Here is a 24,844-nt window from a genome sequence, read left to right as displayed (position 1 = left end):
AAGAAATAGTGGTTGATGTAAATCGTTTTAAAAGTATGCAAATCACCCTAGCTTCTCCAAGCAAGGTCCGTTCATGGTCTTATGGAGAGGTCAAGAAACCTGAAACAATCAACTACCGTACATTGAAACCAGAACGTGAAGGTCTCTTTGATGAAGTCATCTTTGGACCTACAAAAGACTGGGAATGTGCGTGTGGGAAATACAAACGGATCCGTTACAAAGGGATCGTTTGTGACCGCTGTGGGGTTGAAGTAACACGTGCGAAAGTTCGTCGTGAACGCATGGGGCACATCGAGTTGAAAGCTCCTGTATCACACATCTGGTACTTCAAAGGCATCCCTTCTCGTATGGGATTGACCTTAGATATGAGCCCTCGTGCCCTTGAAGAAGTCATTTACTTCGCAGCTTACGTGGTGATCGATCCAAAAGATACACCACTTGAGCACAAATCCATCATGACAGAACGTGAATACCGTGAACGCTTGCGTGAATACGGACCAGGTTCCTTTGTAGCTAAGATGGGTGCAGAAGCGATCCAAGACCTCTTGAAACAAGTGGATTTGGAAGCTGAAATTGCTCTCTTGAAAGAAGAATTGAAGACTGCAACTGGTCAAAAACGTGTGAAGGCTGTTCGTCGTTTGGATGTCTTGGATGCCTTCTACAAATCTGGTAACAAGCCAGAATGGATGGTTCTCAACATCCTTCCGGTTATTCCACCAGATCTTCGTCCGATGGTCCAATTGGATGGTGGCCGTTTTGCTGCCTCTGACTTGAATGACCTTTATCGTCGGGTTATTAACCGGAACAACCGTTTGGCACGTTTGCTTGAGTTGAATGCTCCTGGTATCATCGTGCAAAACGAAAAACGGATGCTCCAAGAAGCCGTCGATGCTTTGATCGACAATGGTCGTCGTGGTCGTCCAATCACAGGACCAGGTAGCCGTCCACTCAAATCATTGAGCCACATGCTCAAAGGGAAACAAGGACGCTTCCGTCAAAACTTGCTCGGTAAACGGGTTGACTTCTCAGGACGTTCTGTTATCGCCGTTGGTCCAACTCTTAAGATGTACCAATGTGGTGTGCCACGTGAAATGGCCATCGAGCTCTTCAAACCATTCGTGATGCGTGAAATCGTTGCGCGTGATATCGTGCAAAACGTTAAAGCTGCAAAACGCTTGGTCGAACGCGGAGATGAACGCATCTGGGATATCCTAGAAGAAGTGATCAAAGAACACCCAGTTCTCTTGAACCGCGCACCGACCCTTCACCGTTTGGGGATCCAAGCTTTTGAACCTGTCTTGATTGACGGGAAAGCTCTTCGTTTGCACCCACTTGTCTGTGAAGCCTATAATGCCGACTTTGACGGGGACCAAATGGCCATCCACGTACCGCTTTCAGAAGAAGCTCAAGCAGAAGCTCGTATCTTGATGTTGGCTGCTGAGCACATCTTGAATCCAAAAGACGGTAAACCAGTTGTTACTCCATCTCAGGATATGGTATTGGGGAACTATTACCTCACTATGGAAGAAGCTGGTCGTGAAGGCGAAGGCATGGTCTTCAAAGACCGTGATGAAGCGGTGATGGCCCTTCGCAATGGCTATGTTCACTTGCATACACGTGTCGGAATTGCGACAGATAGCTTGAACAAACCATGGACAGAAGCGCAACAACACAAGATTCTCTTGACAACTGTTGGTAAGATCCTCTTTAACGATATCATGCCTGCAGAGCTTCCATACCTTCAAGAGCCAAATAATGCCAACTTGACAGAAGGCGTTCCAGCTAAGTACTTCTTGGAGCCTGGTCAAGATGTCAAAGCAGCGATTGAGAAATTGGAATTAAACGTTCCATTCAAGAAGAAAAATCTTGGAAATATCATCGCAGAAATCTTCAAACGCTTCCGTACAACTGAAACATCTGCTTTCTTGGACCGCTTGAAAGACTTGGGTTACCATCACTCAACCCTTGCTGGTTTGACAGTGGGGATTGCCGATATTCCGGTCGTTGAAGATAAAGCAGAAATCATTGAAGAATCTCACAAACGTGTGGAACAAATCACTAAACAATTCCGTCGTGGTTTGATCACAGATGATGAACGCTACAATGCCGTTACAGCTGAATGGCGTGCAGCCCGTGAAAAATTGGAAAAACGCTTAGTGGATAACCAAGATCCGAAGAACCCAATCGTTATGATGATGGACTCTGGAGCCCGTGGTAACATTTCAAACTTCTCGCAACTTGCCGGTATGCGTGGTTTGATGGCCGCTCCAAACGGACGGATCATGGAATTGCCAATCCTGTCAAACTTCCGCGAAGGTTTGTCAGTACTCGAAATGTTCTTCTCAACTCACGGTGCCCGTAAAGGGATGACCGATACGGCCCTCAAGACAGCCGACTCAGGTTACTTGACTCGTCGTTTGGTTGACGTGGCCCAAGACGTCATTATCCGTGAAGACGACTGTGGAACAGACCGTGGACTTGTGATCCGTGCCATTACTGATGGTAAGGAAATGATCGAGCCACTCGAAGAACGCTTGACTGGTCGTTATACCAAGAAATCTGTTAAACATCCTGAAACAGGTGAAGTCATCGTTGGTCCAGATACCTTGATTTCAGAAGACCTAGCACGTGAAATTGTCAAAGCTGGTGTGGAAGAAGTCACTATCCGCTCTGTCTTTACATGTAACACCCGCCATGGTGTCTGCCGTCACTGTTATGGTATCAACTTGGCGACTGGTGATGCGGTTGAAGTGGGTGAAGCAGTCGGAACTATCGCTGCCCAATCTATCGGGGAACCTGGTACACAGTTGACCATGCGTACCTTCCACACGGGTGGGGTTGCCTCAAATACCGATATCACGCAAGGTCTTCCTCGTGTCCAAGAAATCTTTGAAGCCCGCAATCCAAAAGGGGAAGCGGTCATCACTGAGGTCAAAGGGGAAGTCACAGCGATCGAAGAAGATGCTTCTACACGCACCAAGAAAGTCTTTGTTAGCGGAGCAACTGGTGAGGGCGAATACGTTGTCCCTTACACTGCCCGCATGAAAGTCGAAGTGGGAGATCAAGTCTCTCGTGGTGCGGCTCTGACAGAAGGGTCTATCCAACCAAAACGTCTCCTTGCCGTTCGTGATGTCTTGTCGGTTGAAACTTACCTTCTTGCGGAAGTACAAAAAGTATACCGTAGCCAAGGGGTAGAAATCGGCGACAAACACATCGAGGTAATGGTTCGTCAAATGATCCGTAAAGTACGTGTCATGGATCCAGGAGATACAGACCTTCTCATGGGTACGCTTATGGACATTACAGACTTTACAGATGCTAATAAGGATGTCCTTATCTCTGGTGGAGTTCCTGCGACTGCTCGTCCAGTCCTTATGGGAATCACCAAAGCCTCTCTTGAAACCAACAGTTTCTTGTCAGCTGCTTCCTTCCAAGAAACCACTCGTGTTCTTACGGACGCAGCGATCCGCGGTAAGAAAGACCATCTCCTTGGACTTAAGGAAAATGTTATCATTGGTAAGATTATTCCTGCGGGTACAGGTATGGCTCGTTACCGTAATTTGGAACCACAAGCGATTAATGAAGTTGAAATTATCGAAGAAGTACCATTAACAGATGGAACAGTCGATGAAGTTCAAACAGCTGAAGTCGTAGAAGAATAAGAAAATTAGTCGGAACTACATGTTCCGGCTTTTTTTGAAAAAAGGAACCAATAGCAATTAGGCAGTCTATTTTTGGAAAATAATTGTGAAAATCACCTGAAAACTACCTGAAAAATCATGCTCTGAGCAGAAAACTTTTATTCTCAAAGGATTTTCTATATAATAGAGGATACAAAGGATGGAAGAGTTTATGTATCGAGTGATTGAAATGTACGGGGACTGTGAACCCTGGTGGTTTTTAGAAGGTTGGGAAGAAGATATCGTCAGTAGCCGGAAGTTTGAAGACTATTACCAGGCTTTGAAATACTACAAGCAGAAGTGGTTGGAGTTGAATGCACACTTTCCAAGTTATAAGAGTCGGAGTGATCTCATGACGATCTTTTGGGATACCAACGAGCAAGAGTGGTGTGAGGACTGCAGTGAAGATGTGCAGTTTTTCCATTCGATTGTCCTTCTAGAAGACGAGCACAAGATCCCTAAAAGCAAGCTCCGCCCAGGCTACGAAAAGGAAAGAGGCAGTCGCAAACACCGTTCTTGTCAATATACACTCGATTCAAAAAAGGGGACAACCCTGTCATAAGAGACATTCGGAAGATTTTTTAGAGCGATCTAGAAAGTCTTCTTTTTTTGTCTTCTTTTTCGAATAGTATAAGTGAGAGGAGGAACTATGGTTCAAGAAATTGCAAAAAAACTGATCCGCATGGGGAAAAAGGAAGAAGCTCAGGATCTTTACTTCATTCCTCGGAAGGAGGAGTACCAGGTTTTTATGAGGGTGGGAGACGAGAGGCGCTTTGTAAAGTCCTTCCCTTTTGAGGACATGACGGCTATTATCAGCCACTTTAAGTTCGTGGCAGGGATGAATGTGGGAGAAAAAAGGCGCAGCCAGCTAGGGTCGTGTGATTACCCATTAGAGGATGGAGTGGTCTCGATTCGCTTGTCAACGGTGGGGGATTATCGTGGTTATGAAAGCTTGGTCATTCGGCTCTTGCATGATGAGGAACGTGAATTGCGGTTTTGGTTTGACCAGCTGCCAGACTTGCAGAAGAAATTGGCTGGTCGTGGGCTTTATCTTTTTGCGGGCCCCGTTGGCTCGGGAAAGACCACTCTCATGCATGCTTTGGCGCAAGAGCGCTTTGCGGACCAGCAAGTCATGTCTATTGAAGATCCTGTCGAGATCAAGCAGGATAATATGCTTCAGCTTCAGCTGAATGACCAGATCGGCATGACCTATGACAACCTGATCAAACTCTCCTTGCGCCATCGGCCGGACCTTCTCATCATTGGGGAAATCCGAGATAAGGAAACAGCTCGTGCAGTCGTACGAGCTAGTTTGACAGGAGTCACCGTCTTCTCTACGATTCATGCGAAAAGCGTTCGAGGTGTTTATGAGAGGCTCTTAGAACTTGGAGTGAGTGAGGAAGAACTCAAGATTGTTTTACAAGGTATTTGCTACCAACGATTAATTGCAGGAGGAGGTGTGGTCGATTTTGCGACGGAAAACTACCAAGAGCACTCAGCCAGCCGCTGGAACCAACAAATGGATCTCTTGGCTCAATCGGGATATATCCAGCTGGCTCAGGCGCAAGCCGAAAAAATTATCTACCGCTAAACAAAAGCAAATCATCGAATTGTTTTTGAATCTTTATTCGAGTGGTTTTCATCTGTCTGAGATTGTCGATTTTCTGGATCGCTCTCACCTAGTGGAGAGTCGTTTGGTTTCCCAGATGCGAGAGGACCTCTCGAGGGGGCGGAGTTTTTCAGAAATGATGGCGGGGATCGGTTTTTCAGATGCGGTCACGACACAGCTGTCTCTCGCTGAGCTTCATGGCAATCTTGCATTGAGCTTGGAGAAAATCAGTGCTTACCTAGAAAACATGCGCAAGGTCAAGAAAAAGCTGATTGAGGTGAGCACCTATCCTCTCATCTTGCTTGGATTTTTAGTTCTGATTATGCTAGGCTTGCGCAATTACTTGCTTCCTCAAATGGATGCTCAAAATATTGGGACGCAATTGATCAGTTCCTTCCCGCAACTCTTTTTGGCCTTAGGAGCGGGACTGGTAACCTTCTTCTTACTCGGCTTTCTCTATTATCGAAAGTCAGGCAAGATCAAGGTTTTTAGAAGCTTGTCTCATCTGCCTTTCGGAAAAGGCATGATTCAAGCTTATTTGACAGCCTATTATGCCAGAGAATGGGGCAATCTGATTGGGCAAGGATTGGAATTGTCTCAGATTTTTTCCATGATGCAGGAGCAAAAATCCCAGCTTTTCCAAGAGATTGGAAGAGACTTAGCTCTTTCTTTAGACCGCGGTCAATCCTTTTCAGAGACGGTCGGGGGATATTCTTTTTTCAAAAAAGAATTGCCGCTTATGATTGAATATGGTGAGGTCAAATCAAAGCTTGGAAGTGAGCTAGAGATCTACGCTGAAAAAACATGGGAAGACTTCTTTCGTCGGGTCCACAAGGCCATGAATGTGATACAACCCTTGGTCTTTGTCTTTGTGGCTCTTGTAATTGTCTTACTTTACGCAGCCATGTTGCTGCCGATTTATCAAAATATGGAGGTTCATTTATGAAAAAATTAAAAACATACAAGGTAAAAGCTTTTACGCTGATTGAAATGTTAGTGGTCTTATTGATCATCAGTGTACTCTTATTGCTCTTTGTGCCGAATTTGACCAAGCAAAAAGACTCTGTGAAAGAGACAGGTAATGCAGCCGTTGTCAAGGTGGTCGAAAGCCAGGCTGAATTGTATGAACTCAATCATACCAATGACCAAGCCACTCTAGCCAAGCTGATTGCTGATGGAAATATTACCAACAAACAAGCAGAATCCTACCGTGCCTATTATGCGAAAAATAGTGGAGAAACACGTGCGGTTGCAGATTAAGGCCTTCACCTTGGTGGAGACCCTTCTGACCTTGATGATCGTCAGCTTTATCTATCTGGGCTTATCAGGATCGATCAAGACTAGTTTTCAGCAGGTGGAAGAAAAAGTATTTTTTGCAGAGTTTGAACACCTCTATCAAGAAAGTCAGAAGATAGCACTAGCAAGGCAAACGGAATTGGATGTTGAAGTGAGTGCAAGGAAGATTCAAACGCCTTACCAGACGGTGGAGATTCCTGATTCTGTTATTTTGCAAGATCCTAAAACCATTCGTTTAGACCGAGCAGGTGGCAATTCATCCCTGGCTAATGTTCACTTTCAGACACAGAGAGGAGTGGTGACCTATCAGCTTTCGCTTGGAAATGGAAAAATTAAAAAGAGCATCCGTTCCCGCTAGTATTCTCATAGAATCCCTAGTAGCCTTGAGTTTATTTGCCATGATTACGACCCTATTATTAGGGGAGATCCGGCGTTCGCGCAAGGAGCGACTAGCGGATTTCAAAGAGGTTGAGGTCTTATCTGTCGCTCAAATGGCGCTTCAGACAGAGCAAAATCATCTTGAGGCTAGTGGTATTCAGGTTCATGTTGAAAAAGATGCCGATCAAATCACGGTTTATCATCAAGGAAAGGTGGTACTGCATGTGGAATAAAGGAAGGGTTAAGGCCTTTACCTTGCTCGAAGCCTTGGTCGCTCTCTTAGTGCTCAGTGGGGGTGTGTTGATTTTTCAAGGATTGACTAAACTCCTGCACGCTGAATTGGACTACCAAGCGCATCAAAAGCAGGAAGAATGGATCTTATTTCAGCAACAAATGCAGGTGGAATTGGACCGGAGTCATTTTGAAAAAGTGGAGAACAACCATATCTACTTGATTCAGGATCAAAAACCAATTGCGATTGGCCAGTCTAAAGGAGATGATATTCGAAAAACAGATGCTAAGGGCAGGGGATATCAGCCTATGATTTCAGGTGTTCACTCTAGTCAGATTTGGCAGGAGGGAGAGTTGATTCATCTGCGTTTGAATTTTGAAGAAGGTTTAGAAAGGGAGTATGTCTACCATGTGGTACCAGCGATGCAAAATGAAAAAAGTTAAGGCTGGTGTCTTGCTCTACGCCCTTTTGATGGCAGCGATTTTCAGTCTCTTGCTTCAGTTTTATCTCCACCGTCAGGTCGCGGGAAAACGGATCTTAAAGACGAGTCAAGATCGACTTCGGGCCTATGCTTTGGTACAATTGGCTCTTGAAAAAGGAAAGGGTGATGAGAAGGCATCAGAGATTCACTTAAAGTCTGGAGTTGTTCAGCTACAGCAGGATCCTGGTTTTCTTCATGCCCAGGCTAAGATGGATGGAGAAAGTTATGAGTTTGTTCTTCCTGTAAGGGAAGAAAAAGAAAGTAGAAAGAGCAAAAAAGAAAAGAAGAAGACACAGAAAGATAAAGAGCAGATAGGGAGCGAAAAGCCTTCTGAAGAGACGCCAAAAGAGACGAAGGAGTCATCAGAAAATAGCGAAAAAGACTAATTTTTGGTATGATAGGGTGCGGAGGAAATCATGAATTTCGAAAAAATTGAACAAGCCTATACCTATCTATTGGAAAACACTCAAAGTATTCAAAATGAATTGTCGACTAACTTTTATGACGCCTTGATTGAGCAAAATGCCATGTATTTAGAGGGCAAGACAGATCTAGACATTGTCAAAAATAATAGCCAAAAATTAAAAGAGCTAGGTTTAAGTAAGGAAGAATGGCGCAGAGCCTACCAGTTCCTTTTTATGAAAGCTGCTCAAACAGAGCCTTTGCAAGCAAATCACCAGTTCACACCAGATGCGATTGGTTTTATCATTACATTTTTGATCGACCAGTTGGCCAAAAGCGACCAACTGGATGTCTTAGAAGTGGGAAGTGGGACCGGAAATCTCGCTGAGACCATTGTCAACAATAGCCGTCTCACGATTGATTACTTAGGATTGGAAGTAGATGATCTCTTGATTGACCTATCTGCTAGTATCGCAGACGTAATGGAGTCTAGTGTTGTCTTTGCACAAGGCGACGCGGTGCGTCCGCAAGTGTTAAAAGAAAGTGACTTGATCGTTAGCGACTTACCGATTGGTTATTATCCAGATGATGCGATTGCACAGCGCTATCAGGTGGCGAGCTCCGAAGGCCATACCTATGCTCATCACCTTATGATGGAACAGGCTCTGAAATACCTGAAACCTCAAGGAGTAGCCATCTTTTTAGCTCCAAACAACCTCTTGACGAGCTCTCAGAGTGATCTGTTGAAAGCTTGGCTAACAGACAAGGCTCAACTCCTTGCCATGCTGACCTTGCCAGAATCTCTTTTTTCAAATCCGGCATATGCTAAGACGATTTTCGTCCTACGAAAACAAGAAGAAGAGTCTGTTCAGCCCTTTGTCTATCCGTTTACCGATCTCCAGGATCAAGACCAGGTGGTTCACTTTATGGAAAGTTTCCAAAACTGGTTAAAGGATAGTGAAATTTGATCAAAGATCTGATATAATAGAGGAAGTGAAAACGCTTAATGAGGTGAATATATGTCGAAAACAATTTCTATTAATGCAGGAAGCTCTAGTTTGAAATGGCAATTGTACCAAATGCCAGAGGAAACTGTTCTTGCAAAAGGGTTGATTGAACGGATCGGTTTGAAGGATTCTATTTCAACTGTTAAATTTGATGGACGTTCAGAAAAACAAGTATTAGATATCCAGGACCATACACAAGCTGTAAAAATTTTGTTGGATGATTTGATTCGCTTTGATATTATCAAATCCTACGATGAGATTACAGGTGTGGGCCACCGCGTCGTTGCTGGTGGAGAATACTTCAAGGATTCTGCCTTGGTAGATGACGAAGTCCTTCGAAAAGTAGAAGAATTGTCTTTGTTAGCACCTCTTCATAATCCTGCAAATGCAGCTGGAATTCGTGCCTTTAGAGAGATTTGTCCAAATATTACCAGTGTTGTGGTATTTGATACTTCTTTCCATACAACCATGCCGGAAAAAGCTTATCGTTACCCTCTTCCAACTAAATATTACACAGAAAATAAGGTCCGTAAGTACGGCGCTCATGGAACCAGTCATCAGTATGTAGCTGGTGAAGCTGCTAAACTTCTTGGAAAACCATTAGAAGAATTGAAATTGATCACCTGCCACGTTGGAAATGGTGTATCTGTTACAGCGGTTGACAAGGGAATCTCTGTGGATACCTCAATGGGCTTCACACCTCTAGGTGGTGTCATGATGGGAACCCGTACAGGGGATCTCGATCCAGCGATTATTCCATACTTGATGGAACATACAGAGGATTTCAATAAGCCTGAAGATATTAGCCGCATCCTCAATCGTGAATCCGGTCTTCTGGGTGTTTCTGGATCTTCTAGTGACATGCGGGATATTCATACAGCGATGCATAATGGAGACGAAAAAGCTAAATTGGCTTACGATATCTTTATCGATCGTTTGCAAAAATACATCGGTCAATACTTAGCAGTCTTGAATGGTGCAGATGCCATCATCTTTACAGCAGGAATTGGTGAAAATGCAGTAAATGTTCGCTCTTCTATTATCAATGGAATCAGCTGGTTTGGCTGCAAGGTCGACCCTGAAAAGAACGTCTTTGGAGTTGTCGGAGATATTTCCACAGATGATTCGCGTGTCAAGGTATTAGTCATTCCAACTGATGAAGAGTTGGTGATTGCGCGTGACGTTGAACGTTTCAAAAATCAGTAAATGAAATAAAGTAAGAAGGCTGGAGGCGAAAGCCCCGACCTTCTTATTTTATGTAAGAAAGAGATAATTCATTGAAAAAAATCCAGTCTTTTATTCGGGAGCACCCATTATGTAAGAATGCTCTCTGGCTCCTTCTTTTTGTCCCCCTATTCCTTCTCTCACAACTTCCTCTTATCATCATGGTTTATTCCCTTCGAGATGGAATGAATGCTGGGTGGGTTACTGTTCTCACGGCACTAGTTACAGTGGTGGTGCTCTTTGCTTTTTATAGAATCATCAAGATGAGCTCTCTGGAGAACTTAGATGCTCGGGTGATTACCTGGCCGGCTCTGGGGAGAAATTTTCTTTTTCTTCTCTTATTGATGGCTAATAACCTGCTCGCCTATCCCTTGTTGAAACAAGAGGCAGGTGGCACGACGGCAAATCAAGCAGCTCTAAATGAACTACAATCTCATGCTCCTTTCCTTGCTATGGGCATGGTCGTGATCTTTGTCGCTCCGATTCTAGAAGAGCTGCTCTGTCGGGCCATCATCCCTCGTTTGATCTTTCGAGGAGCAGAACCGATCGGTTACCTAGCTGGTGCTCTCTTTTTTACTTACTTACATGGACCGAGTACCTTGGGGGAATGGGTAGCTTACGGAGGCATGTCCTTGATCTTAACTTGGGTGGCTTATCGCTACAAGCGGATCGAGTATAGCATCTGTCTCCATATGACCTTGAATGCGCTAGCTTATTATTATCCGGCTGTACTCCTCCTTTGTTTATTGCCGGTATCGAGAGTTTTCTTCCATGATAAATTATGATAAAATGGTAGGTACCAATGAGTTTTGATGCAGAATCTTCGTACAGAAGGTCAGAAAAAATGAGAAATCCGTATGGAGAATGAACTCAGAGGTTTAGAACATTTGTTCTAGCCTCTTTTGTTCGCAATCATGCTGTTGGAAGGAAATCAAAGGAGAACGAAAATGATTGATAATAAATGGCTGAGTGGCCAAGGGACCCTTCTTTGTGGGATCTTAAATGTCACTCCGGATTCATTTTCTGATGGCGGTAAGTATACGAGTGTGGATGCAGCCTTGCAACAGGCGAGAAAACTGATCCAAGAAGGGGCTCAGATCCTCGATATCGGGGGAGAATCAACCAGACCCAGACCAGGAAGTCATTATGTGGAGATCCAAGAAGAGATTGACCGCGTGGTTCCAGTGATTAAAGCTATCCGGAAAGAAAGTGATATCTTGATCTCAGTGGATACCTGGAAGTCCCAGGTGGCGGCGGCAGCGCTGGAAGCTGGAGCCGATATTGTCAATGATATTACTGGTTTTCTTGGGGATTCTAAGATGGCTACTGTGGTTGCAGAGCATGAAGCCAGCGCAGTTCTCATGTTTAATCCAGTGATGGCAAGACCGCATCATCCAAGTTCCACTATTTTTCCAACTTTTGGTTTCGAACCAGCTTTTACAGAAGCAGAGCTTCAAACAATGGCTCAAGAACCGATTCAAGACGTGATGTGGACCTTCTTTGACCGCTCGCTTGCAGTCGCAAAAGAAGCCGGTGTCCAGACGGAACGGATCATGCTGGATCCTGGGATCGGCTTTGGTTTGACCAAGCGCGAGAATTTGCTCTTGTTGCAAGAGCTTGAAACCATCCACCAAAAAGGTTATCCGATCTTTCTAGGGGTCTCCCGCAAACGTTTTGTGGTCAATATTATTGAGGAAGCTGGATTTGAGACAGATCCTGCAACGGAGACTGGTTTTTGGAATCGGGACCTGGCTTCGAGCCATTTGACCAGTATTGCAGCTAGTCAAGGAGTCGAAGTGGTGCGGGTGCATGATATTCCCCTACACAAGATGGCAGCCAGTCTGGGCCAAGCCATTTTCCAAGCCCAAGAGGCAGCAGATACTAATTTGAAACAATACAAATAAATGAAGAAGAAAGAACATCAGTTGGATCTTCGTTGGCTAGAAGCCTATCGTTCGCAGGATCCACATTTTGGCTTGGAGCGCATGGAAGCTCTCTTGGCTTTGAGAGGAAATCCTCACCTAGACTGTCGGGTCATTCATGTTGCGGGGACCAATGGCAAAGGCTCTACCATTGCTACCTTGTCCCAACTCTTGAGGAAGGCAGGTTTACGCGTTGGAGTCTTTACCTCTCCTTATCTGATCCATTACAATGACCAGATCACCATTAATGGCGAAGCCATTTCCGATCAAGACCTGCAAACCTACCTGGATAGCTACCAACAGCTCTTGGAAGCTGAAGAATCAAGAGACATCTTTCAAGGTTTGACGGAATTTGAAGTGATGACGGCGATCGCCTATGATTATTTTGCTCACGAGGAGCTGGATTATGTGATGATGGAAGTCGGTATGGGGGGACGACTAGACAGTACCAACGTCTGCCAGCCCGTTCTGACTGCGATCACATCGATTGGCTTGGATCATGTCGCCCTTCTTGGGCCAGATCTAGCTTCCATTGCCCGTGAAAAGGCAGGTATCATTAAGCCAGGAATTCCTCTGGTTCTAGGGAAATTAGAAGCAGAAGCTAGCCAAGTCATTGAAGTCATTGCGATTCAAGAGCAGGCACCGATAACAGCCTATGACAGAGATTACCAAGTTGAGCTAGAGGCCTCTTGTTTATCAGGCCAATCCTTTTCTTATCACAGTTCCAAAAGAGAAACAGCTTCTTATCAAGTAGCGCTCTTAGGACATCACCAGGCCAGAAATGCAGCTCTTGCTATCAGTATTTGTGATGTACTTTTTGAAAGAGAAGGACGTGAACTATTGTCAAGAGAGTTAGTGGATGAGGCCTTGCATCAAGTCATCTGGCCTGGCCGGATGGAAGTGGTCTCGCAAAATCCCGTGATCTTGCTAGATGGGGCCCATAACCCCCACGCCGTTGCGCCTTTGATCGCAAGTCTTCGAGAACTGTTCCCGAGTCAAAAAAAGACCATTCTTTTTACCTGCATCCGGACCAAAGCCTTGGAAGAGATGCTCATTCAGTGGCAGGAACTAGAAAATAGTCGCTTGATCCTCACGACCTTTGAGGATCCAAGAGCCTATTCTCAAGAAGAGATAAGAGCTGCTGCGAAAAACCATCAGCTTGAGGAAGTCAACTGGCGAGAATTTCTACAAAACTGGCAAGCTGGAGATGATGAGCTCCTCATTGTAACGGGGTCGCTCTACTTCCTTAGCCAGGTACGACCTTATTTATTAAAAACAGAAAAATCCAACTAGGAGATGATATGGATACAAAGAAAATTGAAGAAGCAGTGAAAATGATCATCGAGGCAGTCGGTGAAGAAGAGAACCGTGAAGGGCTTCAAGAAACCCCGTCCCGCATTGCAAAGATGTACCAAGAAATCTTTTCAGGACTAGGACAGACGGCAGAAGAGCACTTGTCTAAATCATTTGAAATCATTGATAACAATATGGTGGTTGAGAAGGATATTTTTTTCCATTCCATGTGTGAGCATCACTTTTTGCCGTTTTATGGAAAAGTGCACATTGCCTACATTCCAAATGGCCGTGTGGCTGGGCTTTCAAAACTGGCTCGTACGGTCGAGGTTTATGCTAAAAAACCACAGATTCAGGAACGATTGACGGTAGAAATCGCAGATGCCTTGATGGAATATCTTGGAGCGCAAGGTGCTCTTGTCTGGGTAGAAGCAGAGCATATGTGTATGAACATGCGGGGTGTCCGTAAACCTGGGACTGCTACAGTGACAACTGCTGCGCGTGGATTGCTTGCGACAGATAAAGACTTGAAAAATGAAGCCTATAAACTCATGGGCCACTAATGGCTGGCTATAAGAGGTGAAGAGAGTGGATCAATTACGGATCAAGGACTTAGAGGTATACGCCTATCATGGTGTTTTTCCAGCAGAAAAAGAATTAGGACAACGCTTTGTCCTAGACCTATGGGTGGATTATGAGATGACCCGTGCTGCCCGCACAGGTGATTTGGAAGCTTCGATCCATTATGGGATCTTGGCGGAACAGTTGACCGAGTGGATGCAGGCAGAAAAGATCGATCTGATTGAAACGGTTGCCTTTCAATTGGTGCAAAAGATTTTCGAAAGCTATGCCTTTGTAGAAAAAGTTCGTCTGGAGTTGAAAAAACCTTGGGCTCCTGTTCCCTTGCCACTCGAGACTTGTTCGGTGACAATCGAACGAGAGAAAAAACGAGCCTTTATTGGCCTTGGTACCAATATGGGAGATAAACAACTGCAGCTAGAGACGGCGCTAGAAAAAATCAAGGATCGAGGCATTCGCCTTCTTCAGACATCCACAAGGATTGAAACGGAACCTTGGGGAGGAGTGGAGCAAGACGCCTTTTTGAATCAGGTGGCAGAGGTTGAAACCTGGATGACCCCAGAGGATTTACTAGAGACCTTACTTGCCATCGAGCAGGAAATGGGGCGTGTCCGTGAGGTCAAGTGGGGACCGCGTGTGATTGATTTAGATCTGCTTTATATGGAGGACACGATTTGCTACAGCCCTAGCTTGATCTTGCCGCATCCTTATGTGGCAGAACGAGCCTTTGTATTAGAATCTTTAAATGAAATTGCTCCCCATTTTGTGGACCCTGTTCAAAGAAAGCCCATTCGCCAATTATGGGAGGCTGTTAAATAGTCTCTCTTCTTTGCATTATAAAAAACAATCCCTCGAACAGGGATTGTTTTTGTTTGTCTTGATTTATTTACGATACAAGCGATCGTACTGGTAGACAGGGTCCATGGTGACGTTGATACCGAGCTTGCGAAGGACGTTCTTGTCTTCGTCTGTCAGCATAACGGTTGAATGGGCTTCGCTGCCTTTCAACTTGCCTAATTCTTGCATAGCAAGCTTAGCGTCTTCATTAGTCATAGCTGTAATAGCAAGGGCAATGAGGATCTCGTTCGAGTGAAGACGAGGGTTGCGACTACCCAAATGATTGATCTTCAAACCTTGGATCGGTTGGACGTATTCTGGCTCAATTAATTTGGTTTCTTTGTCAATATGAGCTAATTTCTTAATCGCATTGATTAAGAGGGCTGCGGTTGGGCCAAAGAGATCAGACGTTTTTCCGGTTACCATCTCGCCGTTTGGCAATTCAAGCGCCAAGGCAGGCTCCCCTGTTTCTTCTTCTTTTTGGCGGGCAAGGACGGTCACTTTCCGATCATTTGGAGTAATGCCCAAATCATTCATCAAGAGTTCAATTTTCTTCACAGCCCCTTCACCGACACGCTCTGCTTTGACATCTAAGATGGTTTGGTAGTAGCGACGGATAATTTCTTGTTGGGAAGCTTCAATCGCAGCGTCATTGTCCACAATGGCAAAGCCAACCATATTGACGCCCATGTCTGTTGGAGAAGCATAAGGTGAGGTTCCTAGGATGCGTTCCAACATGCGCTTCAAGACAGGGAAGATTTCAATATCACGGTTGTAGTTGACCGTTGTTTCCCCGTAGGTTTGGAGGTGGAAGGGATCGATCATATTGACATCGTCTAGATCGGCAGTCGCTGCTTCATAAGCCAAGTTGACTGGGTGGTGCAAAGGAAGATTCCAAACTGGGAAGGTTTCAAACTTAGCATAACCTGATTTGATCCCATTTAATTGGTCATGGTACATATTGGACATACAAGTTGCCAGCTTACCAGAACCAGGTCCAGGAGCCGTCACAACGACCAAATTGCGGCTAGTTTTGATGTAGTCATTTTTCCCCATCCCTTCAGGAGAGATGATGTGGTCCATGTCGGTCGGATAGCCCTTGATCGGATAGTGGAGATAAGAGGCGATCCCGCTCTTGTCCAGTTGTTTGCGAAAGGCGTCTGCTGCAGCTTGTCCAGCATATTGGGTGATCACGACAGAGCCCACAAAGATCCCTAATTCATTGAATTTGTCGATCAAGCGTAGCACTTCTTGGTCATAAGAAATTCCTAGGTCTCCACGGGCTTTTGAGTGCTCAATGTTGTTGGCGTTGATGGCAATGACAATTTCCACCTGGTCGCGCAATTCTTGGAGCAGCTTGATCTTATTGTCTGGTTCGTATCCAGGGAGGACACGAGCAGCGTGGAAGTCTTCTAACATCTTACCACCAAATTCAAGGTAGAGCTTGCCATCGAATTGATTGATCCGCTCAATAATGTGGTCACGTTGCAAGTTCAAATACTTTTCAGAACTAAAAGCTTGTTTTTTCATGTAAAACTCCTGTATATAAGGAAAGGGCCTGCTACACAGAACCAAGGATGAGTGTTCAGTTCCCTACCATTTCATTCTTTCATATTATATCAGAAAAAAGATGGAAGATAAAATATTCTAAGATACTTTCCTAAGATGAGGTTAGACATCCTAGAATTTGATTGTTCAGGCATATTTTTTTCATAAAATAACCTAAGTGATGCTAAACAAATAAAATGAGGTAGTCTATTAAGGTTATCGCAGTGTGCACTTAAACTTTCCGCTGTGAGAAAAGTGCTAGAAACACTTTTGTTTCTAGCACTTGGGAGTTTTGGAACCTTAGGTCCATAACGTCCGTACTCACCTAAGGAAAAAGTTTTTAAGAGGATTTGCTTAATAGTGTTTGATCAGATCAACTGTAGAGCGATCTAATTTCTTAACCAATGCTTGCAAGAAGGCTTGTGCTTGCAAGAAATCATCCATTGCATAGAGGGTTTGGTGTGAGTGGATGTAACGTGCACAGACACCAATAGTGGTTGATGGGACTCCACCATTCTTCAAGTGTGCTGCACCTGCATCGGTACTACCTTTGGCACAATAGTATTGGAATTTGATGCCCGCTTCTTCAGCAGTAGTGAGCAAGAAATCTTTCATATTTGGTAGCATGATGTGACCTGGATCGTAGAAGCGAAGCAGTGTTCCTTCCCCAATCGCACCTTGGTCTCCAAAGACATCAGCTGCTGGCGAACAGTCTACAGCAAGGAAGATTTCAGGATCAAATTTAGTGGTTGAAGTGTGAGCTCCACGAAGTCCCACTTCTTCTTGAACGTTGGCCCCTACATAGAGTTCGTTGTTTAAGGCTTGTCCAGAAAGACTCTTAGCCAATTCGCTGACCATCAAGACGCCGTAGCGGTTATCCCATGCTTTTGAGATGACGTTTTTACCATTAGCAGTGAGAATCGCAGAGCTATCTGGGACCAAAGTATCTCCAGGACGGATCCCATAACTTTCAGCTTCAGCCTTAGAGCTAAAGCCTGCATCAAAGACGATGTCGCTAATAGCAGGTACGGTTGGTCCACCTGTTCCACGTGTCAAATGAGGAGGAACAGATCCTGAAATAGCAGGGTATTCACGCCCGTCACGTGTAAAGAGTTTGAAGCGTTGGCTGCTGACGACCATCGGATTCCAACCTCCGATTGGGACAACACGGAAAGTTCCGTCAGCTTTGATTTCGCTGATCATAAAACCAACTTCATCCATGTGAGCAGCTACTAAGATACGAGGAGCATCGGCTGCTGTGGAGTGTTTGACCCCAAAGATCCCACCGAGACCATCTGTCACGATTTCGTCCACATGAGGGGTCAATTGTTGGCGCAAATAATCCCGTACAGGAGCTTCATGACCTGAGATAGCAGGGATTTCAGTTACTTCTTTGATTTTAGAAAATAAATCAGTCATAGGTTACCTTCTTTCTGATGCTATTTTATCACTTTTTCTACAAGGATGGTAGCGTTATTATGGAAATCAGTCTCTAAAAGCAGAGGGAGAGATCTAGCCTAGACCGTTGTCCCTCTGCTTATTTTGTGTTACAATAGGCACTATGAAAGCTAAAAAAATTATTTTGTCTAGTCTGGCTGTAGCAAGTGCAGGAGCTCTTGCGGCCGGTGTTTATAAAATTGCCAAAGATCAAAAGCGTCTCCGTACCCAAGAAGAATTGGTAGCAGAAGTACGGGAGCAAATGGAAGCCATGGGGACGATTGCGACTCTGTATGTGGAACTCTACGAGTCTAGTGAAGAGCGCTTAGTAGGAGGCGTCATTTTTGAAGATGAGCGCCATTACCGCTTTGTCTATGAGGACGGTCTCTTGCATTACGAAGAGGAAAAATTATGATTACACCAAATTCTCTAGAAGAAATTGCTTCATACGTAGAGCAAGATGGCAAGAAAGTCTTTGTCTTTTCAGCCGACTGGTGTGGGGATTGTCGTTACCTCAAGCCTTTTTTGCCGGAGATTGAAGCTGAAAATCCCGAATTTACCTTTATCTTGATTGACAGAGATGCCTATATGGATCTGGCGAAAGTCTGGGATGTTTATGGGATCCCAAGTTTGGTGGTTCTGGAAAAGGATAAGGAAATCGGTCGGTTTGTCAATCGGGATCGGAAAACCAAAGCGCAGATTACAGCATTCTTAGCAGGATTAAAATAGGAGAAAAACATGATTGTAACATACAACAAAGAACAAGTCGGCGATGTATTGATGCTGACCTTGAAAAATAGTGGGGAAGCAAAGCTCGCGGTGGAGAGAAAAGGGAAAGTGGCTCGCGTTTACCGTGAGGACAACCAAGAAACCGTTGCCTGGAATATCTTTGATGCCTCATCTTTCTTCGCCATCGAAGGCAAGGGCCAAGTCTTTTTGACAGATGAGCAAGTAGCTCGTTTGAACCAAGAATTGGAAAGAGAAGGCTTCGCAGAACGTTTGGTCAACGATCGGGAACCAAAATTTGTGGTGGGAGAAATCCTTGAAATGGTGGCCCATCCAGATAGTGACCACTTGAATATCTGCCAGGTAGCAGTTGGACCAGATAAGACGGTTCAGATCGTAGCTGGAGCTCCAAATGCGCGGGTGGGTCTCAAGACCATTGTCGCTCTTCCAGGTGCCATGATGCCGGATGGTAGCTTGATTTTCCCAGGTGCCCTTCGTGGAGAAAAAAGCTATGGCATGATGTGCAGTCCGCGTGAATTGCACTTGCCAAATGCTCCTCAAAAACGAGGCATTATTGAATTGGATGACGCAGAAGTAGCAGGGACACCTTTTGATCCTGCTCGTCACTGGCATGAATAAAGAGAAGAATCTAGGATGTTTTGGATCCTAGATTTTTTTGATTTTGGTTTGTCACCTCCATTTTTTAAAATTTTTTCGAATAAATAGATAGGAGGTAAATGATGTATAATAAAGTTATTTTAATCGGTCGCCTAGTAGCGGCTCCAGAATTGCATAAAACCAGCACAGACAAATCCGTTGCCCGAGTGACCATTGCGGTCAATCGTCGCTACAAGGACCAAAACGGGGAGCGAGAGACTGATTTTGTCAATGTCGTTGTCTGGGGGAAATTAGCTGAAACCATGGCTAGTTATGCCAGCAAAGGGAGCCTGATCTCTTTGGATGGAGAGATTCGGACGCGCCGCTACGAGAAAAATGGGGTCATGCAGTATGTGACAGAGGTCCTCTGCCAAAGTTTTCAGTTGCTAGAGAGCCGCGCTCAGCGAGCGATGCGTGAAAATGGTGGAACGGGAGATTTAGCTGATATCATCTTAGAAGAGGAAGATCTTCCTTTTTAGAAATAAAAAAAGAAAGCTGGTTCGTTTATAGACCAGCTTTTTTGATACTTGCTAGGGATTTCATTCGGGAACGACTCTTTTAAAAATAAATCAAAAATATGCATCTGTACAATAAAAGCCAGCACTTTTCTTGAAAAAGTAGTAAAATAAAGTAATATATATTCAAAATTTTCAGAAAAGGACCGGAGTTTGAAGAGGAAAGAAGAAAGAAAAGAACTGTTAAAATGGCTGATAAAACGGGTTCTACTGGTGATTCCAGTGGCCTGCCTCCTCTTGTGGATCTATGCTGTTTGTCAAACCAGTAGCATCAAGGATCAGACCAAGATTGGTGTCACCTATATGACCATGAACAATGAGTTCTATAAAAGTATTCATTCGGAAATTAGTCGGATTGCCGATGAGAAAGGAGCTCTTGTATCTGTCCGAGATCCAGAATTGGACGAAAAAAGGCAGAGCCAGCAGATCGATGATTTTTGTGCCCAAAAAGTAAATGTGATTGTGATTAATCCGGTCAAAGGGGATAGTCAGCCCATTTTAAGGGCTCTTAAAAAAGCTAGAAAACAAGGAATTAAGATCATTGCAGTTGATACCCAGCTCAAGCATTTTAAGCCGGATGCCAGCATTGTCTCCGACAACTACCAAGCAGGAGTCTTGATTGCGAAAGAGCTGATGAAACGCTCTTCAAATGCTCGGATCCTTCTCTTGGAGCACAAAGGGACTGTTTCAGCAGATACGCGGATTCAGGGATTTAAGGATACCATCAAAGGACATGGGTCATATGAGATTATCTCGGAACTAGAAACCAAGGGTCAGACGGAGATCGCTATGCCAGCTGTCCGTAAGTTCTTGCAGTCAGGGGGGAATGTCGATACTCTAGTCTCCTTGAATGACCGTTCAGCTATAGGAGCTTTAGCAGCGATCAAGGAGCAAGGAATCACCCATCCCATTGCGATTTATGGGATCGATGGCTCACCAGATATGAAAGCCTTGCTGCACTCGACAGATGATGTTGTAGGAACCGTTGCCCAGTCTCCGTTGAAGATGGGAGACCGCGTGATGGAGGTTATCCAAGATATGACGGATGGGAAGAGCTATCAAAAAGAGATAACCATTCCGGTTCAAATGATGACAAAGGAAAACATCGATCACTTTGATGTGAATGGGTGGCAGTAATGAGAAAATTTAGAGGTGTGAGATACAGTTTGGCCATTCTGATGGTCGTGAATTTTATCGCTGTGATGCTCAACAGTATCATCTATCTTCAAGCAACCAACTATATCATTGCCCAACGGCAAGCTTCTCTATTAGTAGAACGCTTAGAGCGTATTCCTTTTGCGCCTTCTACAACTTTTTGGTTGTCTGCGCTCTTATTTGCTGGAATTGCCTTGATCTCCATGAGTCGTTACCGGTCTCAAACGAGTCGATGGTCCATTTTTGATAAGTGGAACATTTTGGAGATCCTCCTGATGTTGCTCTTGATGTGGGTCCAAAATGTAGCTTATAACGGGCTGATTCTATTGGTTTTTGCGGATATCTTCTATGGTTCCAAAGAGTTGAATACCAAGCGAGACCGCAAGTATTGGTTTGCGTTTATCCTAGTGAGTTTCTTGATTCTACTTGTGACCAATTCAGACGTCTTTTCGCTTTTCTTTCCGATACCTTCTCTGGATGTCTATATTCATTTTTACCCTGCCTCCATCCGGATTCTGGCCTTTTTCTTAAAGAATTCCCTCTATGCCTTGAATATGGTGCTCTTCATTATTTCGCTTTTGTTCTATATTATGAATGTTCTTGCGGAAAACCACGAAGTAGAAGAAGAGTTGGCCATGGTTTCGAAGGTCAATACGGAGTTGAACAACTATATGGCCTTGTCTGAGAAAATTGCAGAAGATCGGGAGCGCAAGCGGATTGCTCGGGAGATTCACGATACCTTGGGGCATGCGCTAACAGGGATCTCGGCAGGTTTAGATGCTGTTGGGGTCTTGATTGATATCGATCCCAATCGAGCAAAAGAGCAGGTGAAAAGCGTATCAGAAGTGGTTCGTGAAGGAATCCAGGATGTGAGAGGGTCTCTCAACCGCCTCCGTCCAGGTGCCCTTGAGGGACGAACCCTCAAAGATGCTTTAGAAAAGATGATCCGCGAGTACCAGACGCTTTCCAACTTGCAGGTTGATTTACACTATGAATGGGTCGATGTCGATATGGACGTCATGATTGAAGATACGATCTTTCGTGTGATTCAAGAGTCTATGACCAATGCGGTTCGCCACGGTCATGCCAGTCAGATGAGCCTTCATTTTTTTGAGGATGAAGAAGATTACCTGATCGAGTTGCAGGACAATGGGGTTGGGTTTGAAACCTTGACCTATGGCTATGGGCTCAAGCAGATGATGGAGCGCATTTCCATCCTAGGAGGACAGCTTCAATTTGAAAGTCGCGATGGATTTTTCACGCGCGTCAGTTTACCGAAATATAAAGAAGGGAGATAGAGATGGTGATAAAAGTAATGGTGGCAGATGACCAGGCCTTGATTCGAGAATCTCTGAAAATTATTTTGTCAGCCCACCCCGATATCGAAGTGGTGGCCACAGTGGAAGATGGGAATCACGTCTTGTCGAGCATTCCACAGACACATCCTGACCTGATCTTAATGGATATCCGGATGCCAGGCATGGATGGGGTCTTAGCGACAAAAGAAGTAAAAGAACACTATCCGGATATCAAAATTATTATTTTAACGACCTTTGACGATGATGAATTTATCTATAGTGCACTCAAGTATGGTGCTTCAGGTTATCTTTTAAAGGGTGCCTCGACAGAGGAACTCTATGAAGCGATTAAGGTGGTGTATCAAGGCGGAGCTATGATCAACCCGAATATCGCTAGTAAAGTCTTTCAAATTTTCTCACAAATGGCCAAAACCAACTTCTCTATTGCTGTAGATGAGGACAATGTCAAGGATTTGAGCACGACGGAATGGCGCATTATCCAAGAAGTCGGCTATGGGGAGTCCAATAAAGAAATTGCGGCCAAACTCTTCTTGTCAGAAGGAACGGTGCGCAATTACTTATCAACGATTTTGGCGAAATTAAACCTACGAGATCGAACGCAATTAGCGATCTGGTCTGTCCAAACAGGAGTGACGAGACGTGATTTTTCTAAAGGAAATACAGAATGAAATTGAAGCAAAAGCATCTTTGTTGGGGGATTGGTCTCCTTGTTATGCTCTGTGCGAGCGCGGGTTTCTATTGGTGGAAACAGCAACCGACCGTCCTCCATATCGGCGTTTATGCAGGCTCTAGCTGGGATGTGCCGACCAGTCAACGTTCCCATGCCTTGGATCGTGCGATTCAAAAATTTGAAAAATCCCATCCTCATGTCCGTGTAGAGTATGAAAACGGGATTCCGCAGTCGGATTATTCAGACTGGCTCTCTGAAAAGATTGTCTCAGGAAAGACGCCGGATGTGTTTATGGTCTCTGAGCAAGATCTTTCTTTATTAGCAGCGCGAGGCGTATTAGAAAAGTTAAACGAATATATGGATCGAAAAGATCAAGCAACATTTTATCCCGTTGCCTTTGAATCCGGTGTCTATCAGGGGCAAACCTATGCCTTACCTTATGAAAGCAATCCGATTTTGATGTGTGTCAATAAAGATCTCTTGGATAAAGAAGGCATCGCGGTTCCCAAAGAAGGTTGGTCCCTTGAAGAGTTCTATACGATTTGCAAGAAACTAACCAAAGATACCAATGGGGATGGGCAACTGGACCAATTTGGGAGTACAGAATACACCTGGAAAGAAGCCTTGGCGGCAAATGGAGGTCATCTTTTCCAAGGTGGCATGCTCAAGCTGACAGCTCCAGAGGTGAAAGAGTCTCTGACTTTTCTGCAAAAATTGGAAGATCTAAATAAAAATTACAAGGTGAGCTCTAAAGATTTTGACCAGGGGAAAGTCGCCTTCTATCCCATGACCTTGGCTCAATATCGGACCTATAAACCTTATCCCTACCACGTTTCTAAATATTCAAACTTCACCTGGACCTGTATCCCGATGCCGGCTAAATCAAAAACGACCAAGGCAACCTTAGTCACGACGACTTCTTTTGCTATGTCGGCTCGAAGTTCTCATTCCAAGTTGGCTTGGGAATTGATGCAACTCTTAACAGAGGATCCAGACATTCAACAAACCCTCTTTGCTCAATCCCAAGGGATCTCTGTCATGCCACAGGTGGTCAAGAGTCGCTCTAGTAAAGACCTTTTGCAGGTGGATGATTTTGGAACGGATTCCTTGACCAATCAGACCTTGAACCGCATTATGGAACAAGCTGTTGAAAGTAGTCCGAAAAATGTCTCAAAAGAGGTGCTAGAAAAGCTAGATTACTTAATTGGCAATGCCTTGCGCGATCAAGATGTCGAGAACCGCTTGCCTCAAATTCAGAGGGAGATTGAAAGTAGCCTACAGGTAGGAGTTTAGAGTAAAATAAGATGGCATTTTGTCAAGTGACAGATGTCATTTTTTTATTGCTAAATGTCATATTGGGAATGTGACATTTGACAATATAAAAACGCTTTCAAATAGTCTACAATAGAGTCAAATAAAGGAGGCGTAGCAAAATGAAATACCTCGTTTTGGTCAGTCATGGTGGACTGGCAGAAGGTCTAAAAACATCACTAGCCATGTTTGCTGGTGATAAGATGGATCAGGTCATCGCAGTTGGACTCAAAGAAGGAAAATCAGTTGATGACTTCGCAGTTGATTTCAGAGAGAGCATTTCAGGATTGACAGCTGATGATTCTGTTTTGGTCTTGGCAGATATCGTAGGTGGTAGTCCATTAACCACTGCAGCCACGGTTCTAGAAGAAGCTGGAAAGCTCGATGGAGCCTTAATCCTTGGTGGGATGAACCTCACCATGGCCTTGACGGCAGTTGTGATGAAGGATGTGTTGGATGGAGACGATTTGTCAGCTACCATCTTATCAGAAGCACGATCTGCACTACAGCCTTTTGAAGTTTCAGCCACAAGTGCTGAAGAAGATGATGACGATATTTAATAGGGA

At 44.5% G+C, this 24,844-nt stretch carries 27 protein-coding genes; 25 read left to right on the top strand and 2 right to left on the bottom strand.

Going from position 1 to position 24,844, the window contains the following annotated elements; all coding sequences use genetic code 11:
* Positions 1 to 8 precede the first annotated feature (8 nt).
* The 16 genes from rpoC (at position 9) to folK (ending at position 14,922) form a co-directional block, all read left to right on the top strand.
* On the top strand, positions 9 to 3,662 hold the full coding sequence (gene rpoC, locus H7T92_RS03395) for a DNA-directed RNA polymerase subunit beta' (protein WP_049492130.1): 3,654 nt from the start codon (positions 9 to 11) through the stop codon (positions 3,660 to 3,662).
* Positions 3,663 to 3,852: 190 nt separating this feature from the next.
* Positions 3,853 to 4,242 (top strand): DUF1033 family protein, encoded by a 390-nt coding sequence (locus H7T92_RS03390; RefSeq protein WP_042759849.1) that lies wholly within the window; start codon positions 3,853 to 3,855, stop codon positions 4,240 to 4,242.
* An 87-nt stretch (positions 4,243 to 4,329) separates the two neighbouring features.
* Entirely contained in the window at positions 4,330 to 5,271 is a 942-nt protein-coding gene (gene comGA / locus H7T92_RS03385) for a competence type IV pilus ATPase ComGA (RefSeq protein ID WP_021154281.1), read from the top strand.
* The gene (comGB, locus tag H7T92_RS03380) at positions 5,204 to 6,235 is read left to right on the top strand and encodes a competence type IV pilus assembly protein ComGB (RefSeq protein ID WP_201037098.1); all 1,032 of its coding nucleotides are present in this window, start codon (positions 5,204 to 5,206) and stop codon (positions 6,233 to 6,235) included. The genes comGA and comGB overlap by 68 nt, the downstream gene beginning before the upstream one ends.
* The gene (gene comGC, locus H7T92_RS03375) at positions 6,232 to 6,549 is read left to right on the top strand and encodes a competence type IV pilus major pilin ComGC (protein WP_101770912.1); all 318 of its coding nucleotides are present in this window, start codon (positions 6,232 to 6,234) and stop codon (positions 6,547 to 6,549) included. The genes comGB and comGC overlap by 4 nt, the downstream gene beginning before the upstream one ends.
* A complete protein-coding gene (gene comGD / locus H7T92_RS03370; protein ID WP_260314263.1) occupies positions 6,539 to 6,943 on the top strand; it encodes a competence type IV pilus minor pilin ComGD in 405 nt (134 codons plus the stop codon). The genes comGC and comGD overlap by 11 nt, the downstream gene beginning before the upstream one ends.
* The gene (comGE, locus tag H7T92_RS03365) at positions 6,909 to 7,196 is read left to right on the top strand and encodes a competence type IV pilus minor pilin ComGE (protein ID WP_201037058.1); all 288 of its coding nucleotides are present in this window, start codon (positions 6,909 to 6,911) and stop codon (positions 7,194 to 7,196) included. The genes comGD and comGE overlap by 35 nt, the downstream gene beginning before the upstream one ends.
* Positions 7,186 to 7,638, top strand: a complete 453-nt coding sequence (comGF, locus tag H7T92_RS03360; protein ID WP_201037056.1) for a competence type IV pilus minor pilin ComGF — start codon at positions 7,186 to 7,188, stop codon at positions 7,636 to 7,638. Before comGE ends, comGF begins: the two co-directional genes overlap by 11 nt.
* Positions 7,604 to 8,062 carry a competence type IV pilus minor pilin ComGG gene (gene comGG / locus H7T92_RS03355; protein WP_201037096.1) on the top strand — a complete coding sequence of 153 codons (459 nt, stop codon included), beginning with the start codon at positions 7,604 to 7,606 and terminating at the stop codon, positions 8,060 to 8,062. The genes comGF and comGG overlap by 35 nt, the downstream gene beginning before the upstream one ends.
* A 30-nt stretch (positions 8,063 to 8,092) precedes the next feature.
* Positions 8,093 to 9,046, top strand: coding sequence for a class I SAM-dependent methyltransferase (locus H7T92_RS03350; protein WP_201037054.1), 954 nt, complete (start codon positions 8,093 to 8,095; stop codon positions 9,044 to 9,046).
* 51 nt (positions 9,047 to 9,097) lie between these two features.
* The gene (locus H7T92_RS03345) at positions 9,098 to 10,291 is read left to right on the top strand and encodes an acetate kinase (RefSeq protein ID WP_023919646.1); all 1,194 of its coding nucleotides are present in this window, start codon (positions 9,098 to 9,100) and stop codon (positions 10,289 to 10,291) included.
* Between the two features lie 203 nt (positions 10,292 to 10,494).
* On the top strand, positions 10,495 to 11,094 hold the full coding sequence (locus H7T92_RS03340) for a CPBP family intramembrane glutamic endopeptidase (RefSeq protein ID WP_260314258.1): 600 nt from the start codon (positions 10,495 to 10,497) through the stop codon (positions 11,092 to 11,094).
* Between the two features lie 162 nt (positions 11,095 to 11,256).
* Positions 11,257 to 12,213 (top strand): dihydropteroate synthase, encoded by a 957-nt coding sequence (gene folP / locus H7T92_RS03335; RefSeq protein WP_201037051.1) that lies wholly within the window; start codon positions 11,257 to 11,259, stop codon positions 12,211 to 12,213.
* A complete protein-coding gene (locus tag H7T92_RS03330; protein ID WP_201037049.1) occupies positions 12,214 to 13,524 on the top strand; it encodes a bifunctional folylpolyglutamate synthase/dihydrofolate synthase in 1,311 nt (436 codons plus the stop codon).
* A gap of 8 nt (positions 13,525 to 13,532) precedes the next feature.
* Positions 13,533 to 14,087, top strand: a complete 555-nt coding sequence (gene folE / locus H7T92_RS03325; protein ID WP_201037047.1) for a GTP cyclohydrolase I FolE — start codon at positions 13,533 to 13,535, stop codon at positions 14,085 to 14,087.
* 25 nt (positions 14,088 to 14,112) lie between these two features.
* Positions 14,113 to 14,922, top strand: coding sequence for a 2-amino-4-hydroxy-6-hydroxymethyldihydropteridine diphosphokinase (gene folK / locus H7T92_RS03320; protein WP_201037046.1), 810 nt, complete (start codon positions 14,113 to 14,115; stop codon positions 14,920 to 14,922).
* Positions 14,923 to 14,985: 63 nt separating this feature from the next.
* On the opposite strand, the gene H7T92_RS03315 is transcribed toward folK, so the two are convergent.
* Both H7T92_RS03315 and pepA read right to left on the bottom strand, forming a co-directional pair.
* Entirely contained in the window at positions 14,986 to 16,470 is a 1,485-nt protein-coding gene (locus tag H7T92_RS03315) for a DUF1846 domain-containing protein (RefSeq protein ID WP_021154294.1), read from the bottom strand.
* 372 nt (positions 16,471 to 16,842) lie between these two features.
* Positions 16,843 to 17,907, bottom strand: coding sequence for a glutamyl aminopeptidase (gene pepA / locus H7T92_RS03310; protein ID WP_201037044.1), 1,065 nt, complete (start codon positions 17,905 to 17,907; stop codon positions 16,843 to 16,845).
* Positions 17,908 to 18,049: 142 nt separating this feature from the next.
* Between pepA and H7T92_RS03305 the strand changes: the two genes are divergently transcribed.
* The 9 genes from H7T92_RS03305 (at position 18,050) to H7T92_RS03265 (ending at position 24,838) form a co-directional block, all read left to right on the top strand.
* On the top strand, positions 18,050 to 18,340 hold the full coding sequence (locus H7T92_RS03305; RefSeq protein WP_003004245.1) for a DUF4651 domain-containing protein: 291 nt from the start codon (positions 18,050 to 18,052) through the stop codon (positions 18,338 to 18,340).
* Positions 18,337 to 18,654 (top strand): thioredoxin family protein, encoded by a 318-nt coding sequence (locus tag H7T92_RS03300; protein WP_021154296.1) that lies wholly within the window; start codon positions 18,337 to 18,339, stop codon positions 18,652 to 18,654. The genes H7T92_RS03305 and H7T92_RS03300 overlap by 4 nt, the downstream gene beginning before the upstream one ends.
* 9 nt (positions 18,655 to 18,663) lie before the next feature.
* On the top strand, positions 18,664 to 19,290 hold the full coding sequence (gene ytpR, locus H7T92_RS03295; protein WP_023919637.1) for a YtpR family tRNA-binding protein: 627 nt from the start codon (positions 18,664 to 18,666) through the stop codon (positions 19,288 to 19,290).
* A 101-nt stretch (positions 19,291 to 19,391) separates the two neighbouring features.
* Positions 19,392 to 19,787, top strand: coding sequence for a single-stranded DNA-binding protein (locus H7T92_RS03290; RefSeq protein ID WP_201037094.1), 396 nt, complete (start codon positions 19,392 to 19,394; stop codon positions 19,785 to 19,787).
* 189 nt (positions 19,788 to 19,976) lie between these two features.
* On the top strand, positions 19,977 to 20,960 hold the full coding sequence (locus H7T92_RS03285; RefSeq protein WP_201037043.1) for a substrate-binding domain-containing protein: 984 nt from the start codon (positions 19,977 to 19,979) through the stop codon (positions 20,958 to 20,960).
* Positions 20,960 to 22,276 carry a sensor histidine kinase gene (locus H7T92_RS03280; RefSeq protein ID WP_049522525.1) on the top strand — a complete coding sequence of 439 codons (1,317 nt, stop codon included), beginning with the start codon at positions 20,960 to 20,962 and terminating at the stop codon, positions 22,274 to 22,276. Before H7T92_RS03285 ends, H7T92_RS03280 begins: the two co-directional genes overlap by 1 nt.
* Positions 22,277 to 22,281: 5 nt before the next feature.
* Positions 22,282 to 22,965, top strand: coding sequence for a response regulator transcription factor (locus H7T92_RS03275; protein WP_037585171.1), 684 nt, complete (start codon positions 22,282 to 22,284; stop codon positions 22,963 to 22,965).
* A complete protein-coding gene (locus tag H7T92_RS03270) occupies positions 22,962 to 24,260 on the top strand; it encodes an ABC transporter substrate-binding protein (RefSeq protein WP_201037041.1) in 1,299 nt (432 codons plus the stop codon). Before H7T92_RS03275 ends, H7T92_RS03270 begins: the two co-directional genes overlap by 4 nt.
* 140 nt (positions 24,261 to 24,400) lie before the next feature.
* Positions 24,401 to 24,838: a PTS sugar transporter subunit IIA gene (locus H7T92_RS03265; RefSeq protein ID WP_049472855.1), complete on the top strand. Its 438-nt coding sequence runs from the start codon at positions 24,401 to 24,403 to the stop codon at positions 24,836 to 24,838.
* Positions 24,839 to 24,844: the final 6 nt, after the last annotated feature.

Source organism: Streptococcus parasanguinis, assembly GCF_016648855.1.
Taxonomy (GTDB): Bacteria; Bacillota; Bacilli; order Lactobacillales; family Streptococcaceae; genus Streptococcus; species Streptococcus parasanguinis_L.
This window is presented reverse-complemented; position numbering and strand designations above follow the sequence as displayed.

Excerpts from the sequence above, each read along its gene's own strand:
- H7T92_RS03390 (WP_042759849.1), top strand. The coding sequence starts at position 3,853 with ATGTATCGAGTGATTGAAATGTACGGGGACTGTGAACCCTGGTGGTTT.
- comGA (WP_021154281.1), top strand. The coding sequence starts at position 4,330 with ATGGTTCAAGAAATTGCAAAAAAACTGATCCGCATGGGGAAAAAGGAA.
- comGC (WP_101770912.1), top strand. The coding sequence starts at position 6,232 with ATGAAAAAATTAAAAACATACAAGGTAAAAGCTTTTACGCTGATTGAA.
- comGE (WP_201037058.1), top strand. The coding sequence starts at position 6,909 with ATGGAAAAATTAAAAAGAGCATCCGTTCCCGCTAGTATTCTCATAGAA.
- comGF (WP_201037056.1), top strand. The coding sequence starts at position 7,186 with ATGTGGAATAAAGGAAGGGTTAAGGCCTTTACCTTGCTCGAAGCCTTG.
- comGG (WP_201037096.1), top strand. The coding sequence starts at position 7,604 with ATGTGGTACCAGCGATGCAAAATGAAAAAAGTTAAGGCTGGTGTCTTG.
- H7T92_RS03350 (WP_201037054.1), top strand. The coding sequence starts at position 8,093 with ATGAATTTCGAAAAAATTGAACAAGCCTATACCTATCTATTGGAAAAC.
- H7T92_RS03345 (WP_023919646.1), top strand. The coding sequence starts at position 9,098 with ATGTCGAAAACAATTTCTATTAATGCAGGAAGCTCTAGTTTGAAATGG.
- H7T92_RS03340 (WP_260314258.1), top strand. The coding sequence starts at position 10,495 with ATGAATGCTGGGTGGGTTACTGTTCTCACGGCACTAGTTACAGTGGTG.
- folP (WP_201037051.1), top strand. The coding sequence starts at position 11,257 with ATGATTGATAATAAATGGCTGAGTGGCCAAGGGACCCTTCTTTGTGGG.
- H7T92_RS03330 (WP_201037049.1), top strand. The coding sequence starts at position 12,214 with ATGAAGAAGAAAGAACATCAGTTGGATCTTCGTTGGCTAGAAGCCTAT.
- folE (WP_201037047.1), top strand. The coding sequence starts at position 13,533 with ATGGATACAAAGAAAATTGAAGAAGCAGTGAAAATGATCATCGAGGCA.
- H7T92_RS03315 (WP_021154294.1), bottom strand. The coding sequence starts at position 16,470 with ATGAAAAAACAAGCTTTTAGTTCTGAAAAGTATTTGAACTTGCAACGT.
- pepA (WP_201037044.1), bottom strand. The coding sequence starts at position 17,907 with ATGACTGATTTATTTTCTAAAATCAAAGAAGTAACTGAAATCCCTGCT.
- H7T92_RS03305 (WP_003004245.1), top strand. The coding sequence starts at position 18,050 with ATGAAAGCTAAAAAAATTATTTTGTCTAGTCTGGCTGTAGCAAGTGCA.
- H7T92_RS03300 (WP_021154296.1), top strand. The coding sequence starts at position 18,337 with ATGATTACACCAAATTCTCTAGAAGAAATTGCTTCATACGTAGAGCAA.
- ytpR (WP_023919637.1), top strand. The coding sequence starts at position 18,664 with ATGATTGTAACATACAACAAAGAACAAGTCGGCGATGTATTGATGCTG.
- H7T92_RS03290 (WP_201037094.1), top strand. The coding sequence starts at position 19,392 with ATGTATAATAAAGTTATTTTAATCGGTCGCCTAGTAGCGGCTCCAGAA.
- H7T92_RS03280 (WP_049522525.1), top strand. The coding sequence starts at position 20,960 with ATGAGAAAATTTAGAGGTGTGAGATACAGTTTGGCCATTCTGATGGTC.
- H7T92_RS03270 (WP_201037041.1), top strand. The coding sequence starts at position 22,962 with ATGAAATTGAAGCAAAAGCATCTTTGTTGGGGGATTGGTCTCCTTGTT.
- H7T92_RS03265 (WP_049472855.1), top strand. The coding sequence starts at position 24,401 with ATGAAATACCTCGTTTTGGTCAGTCATGGTGGACTGGCAGAAGGTCTA.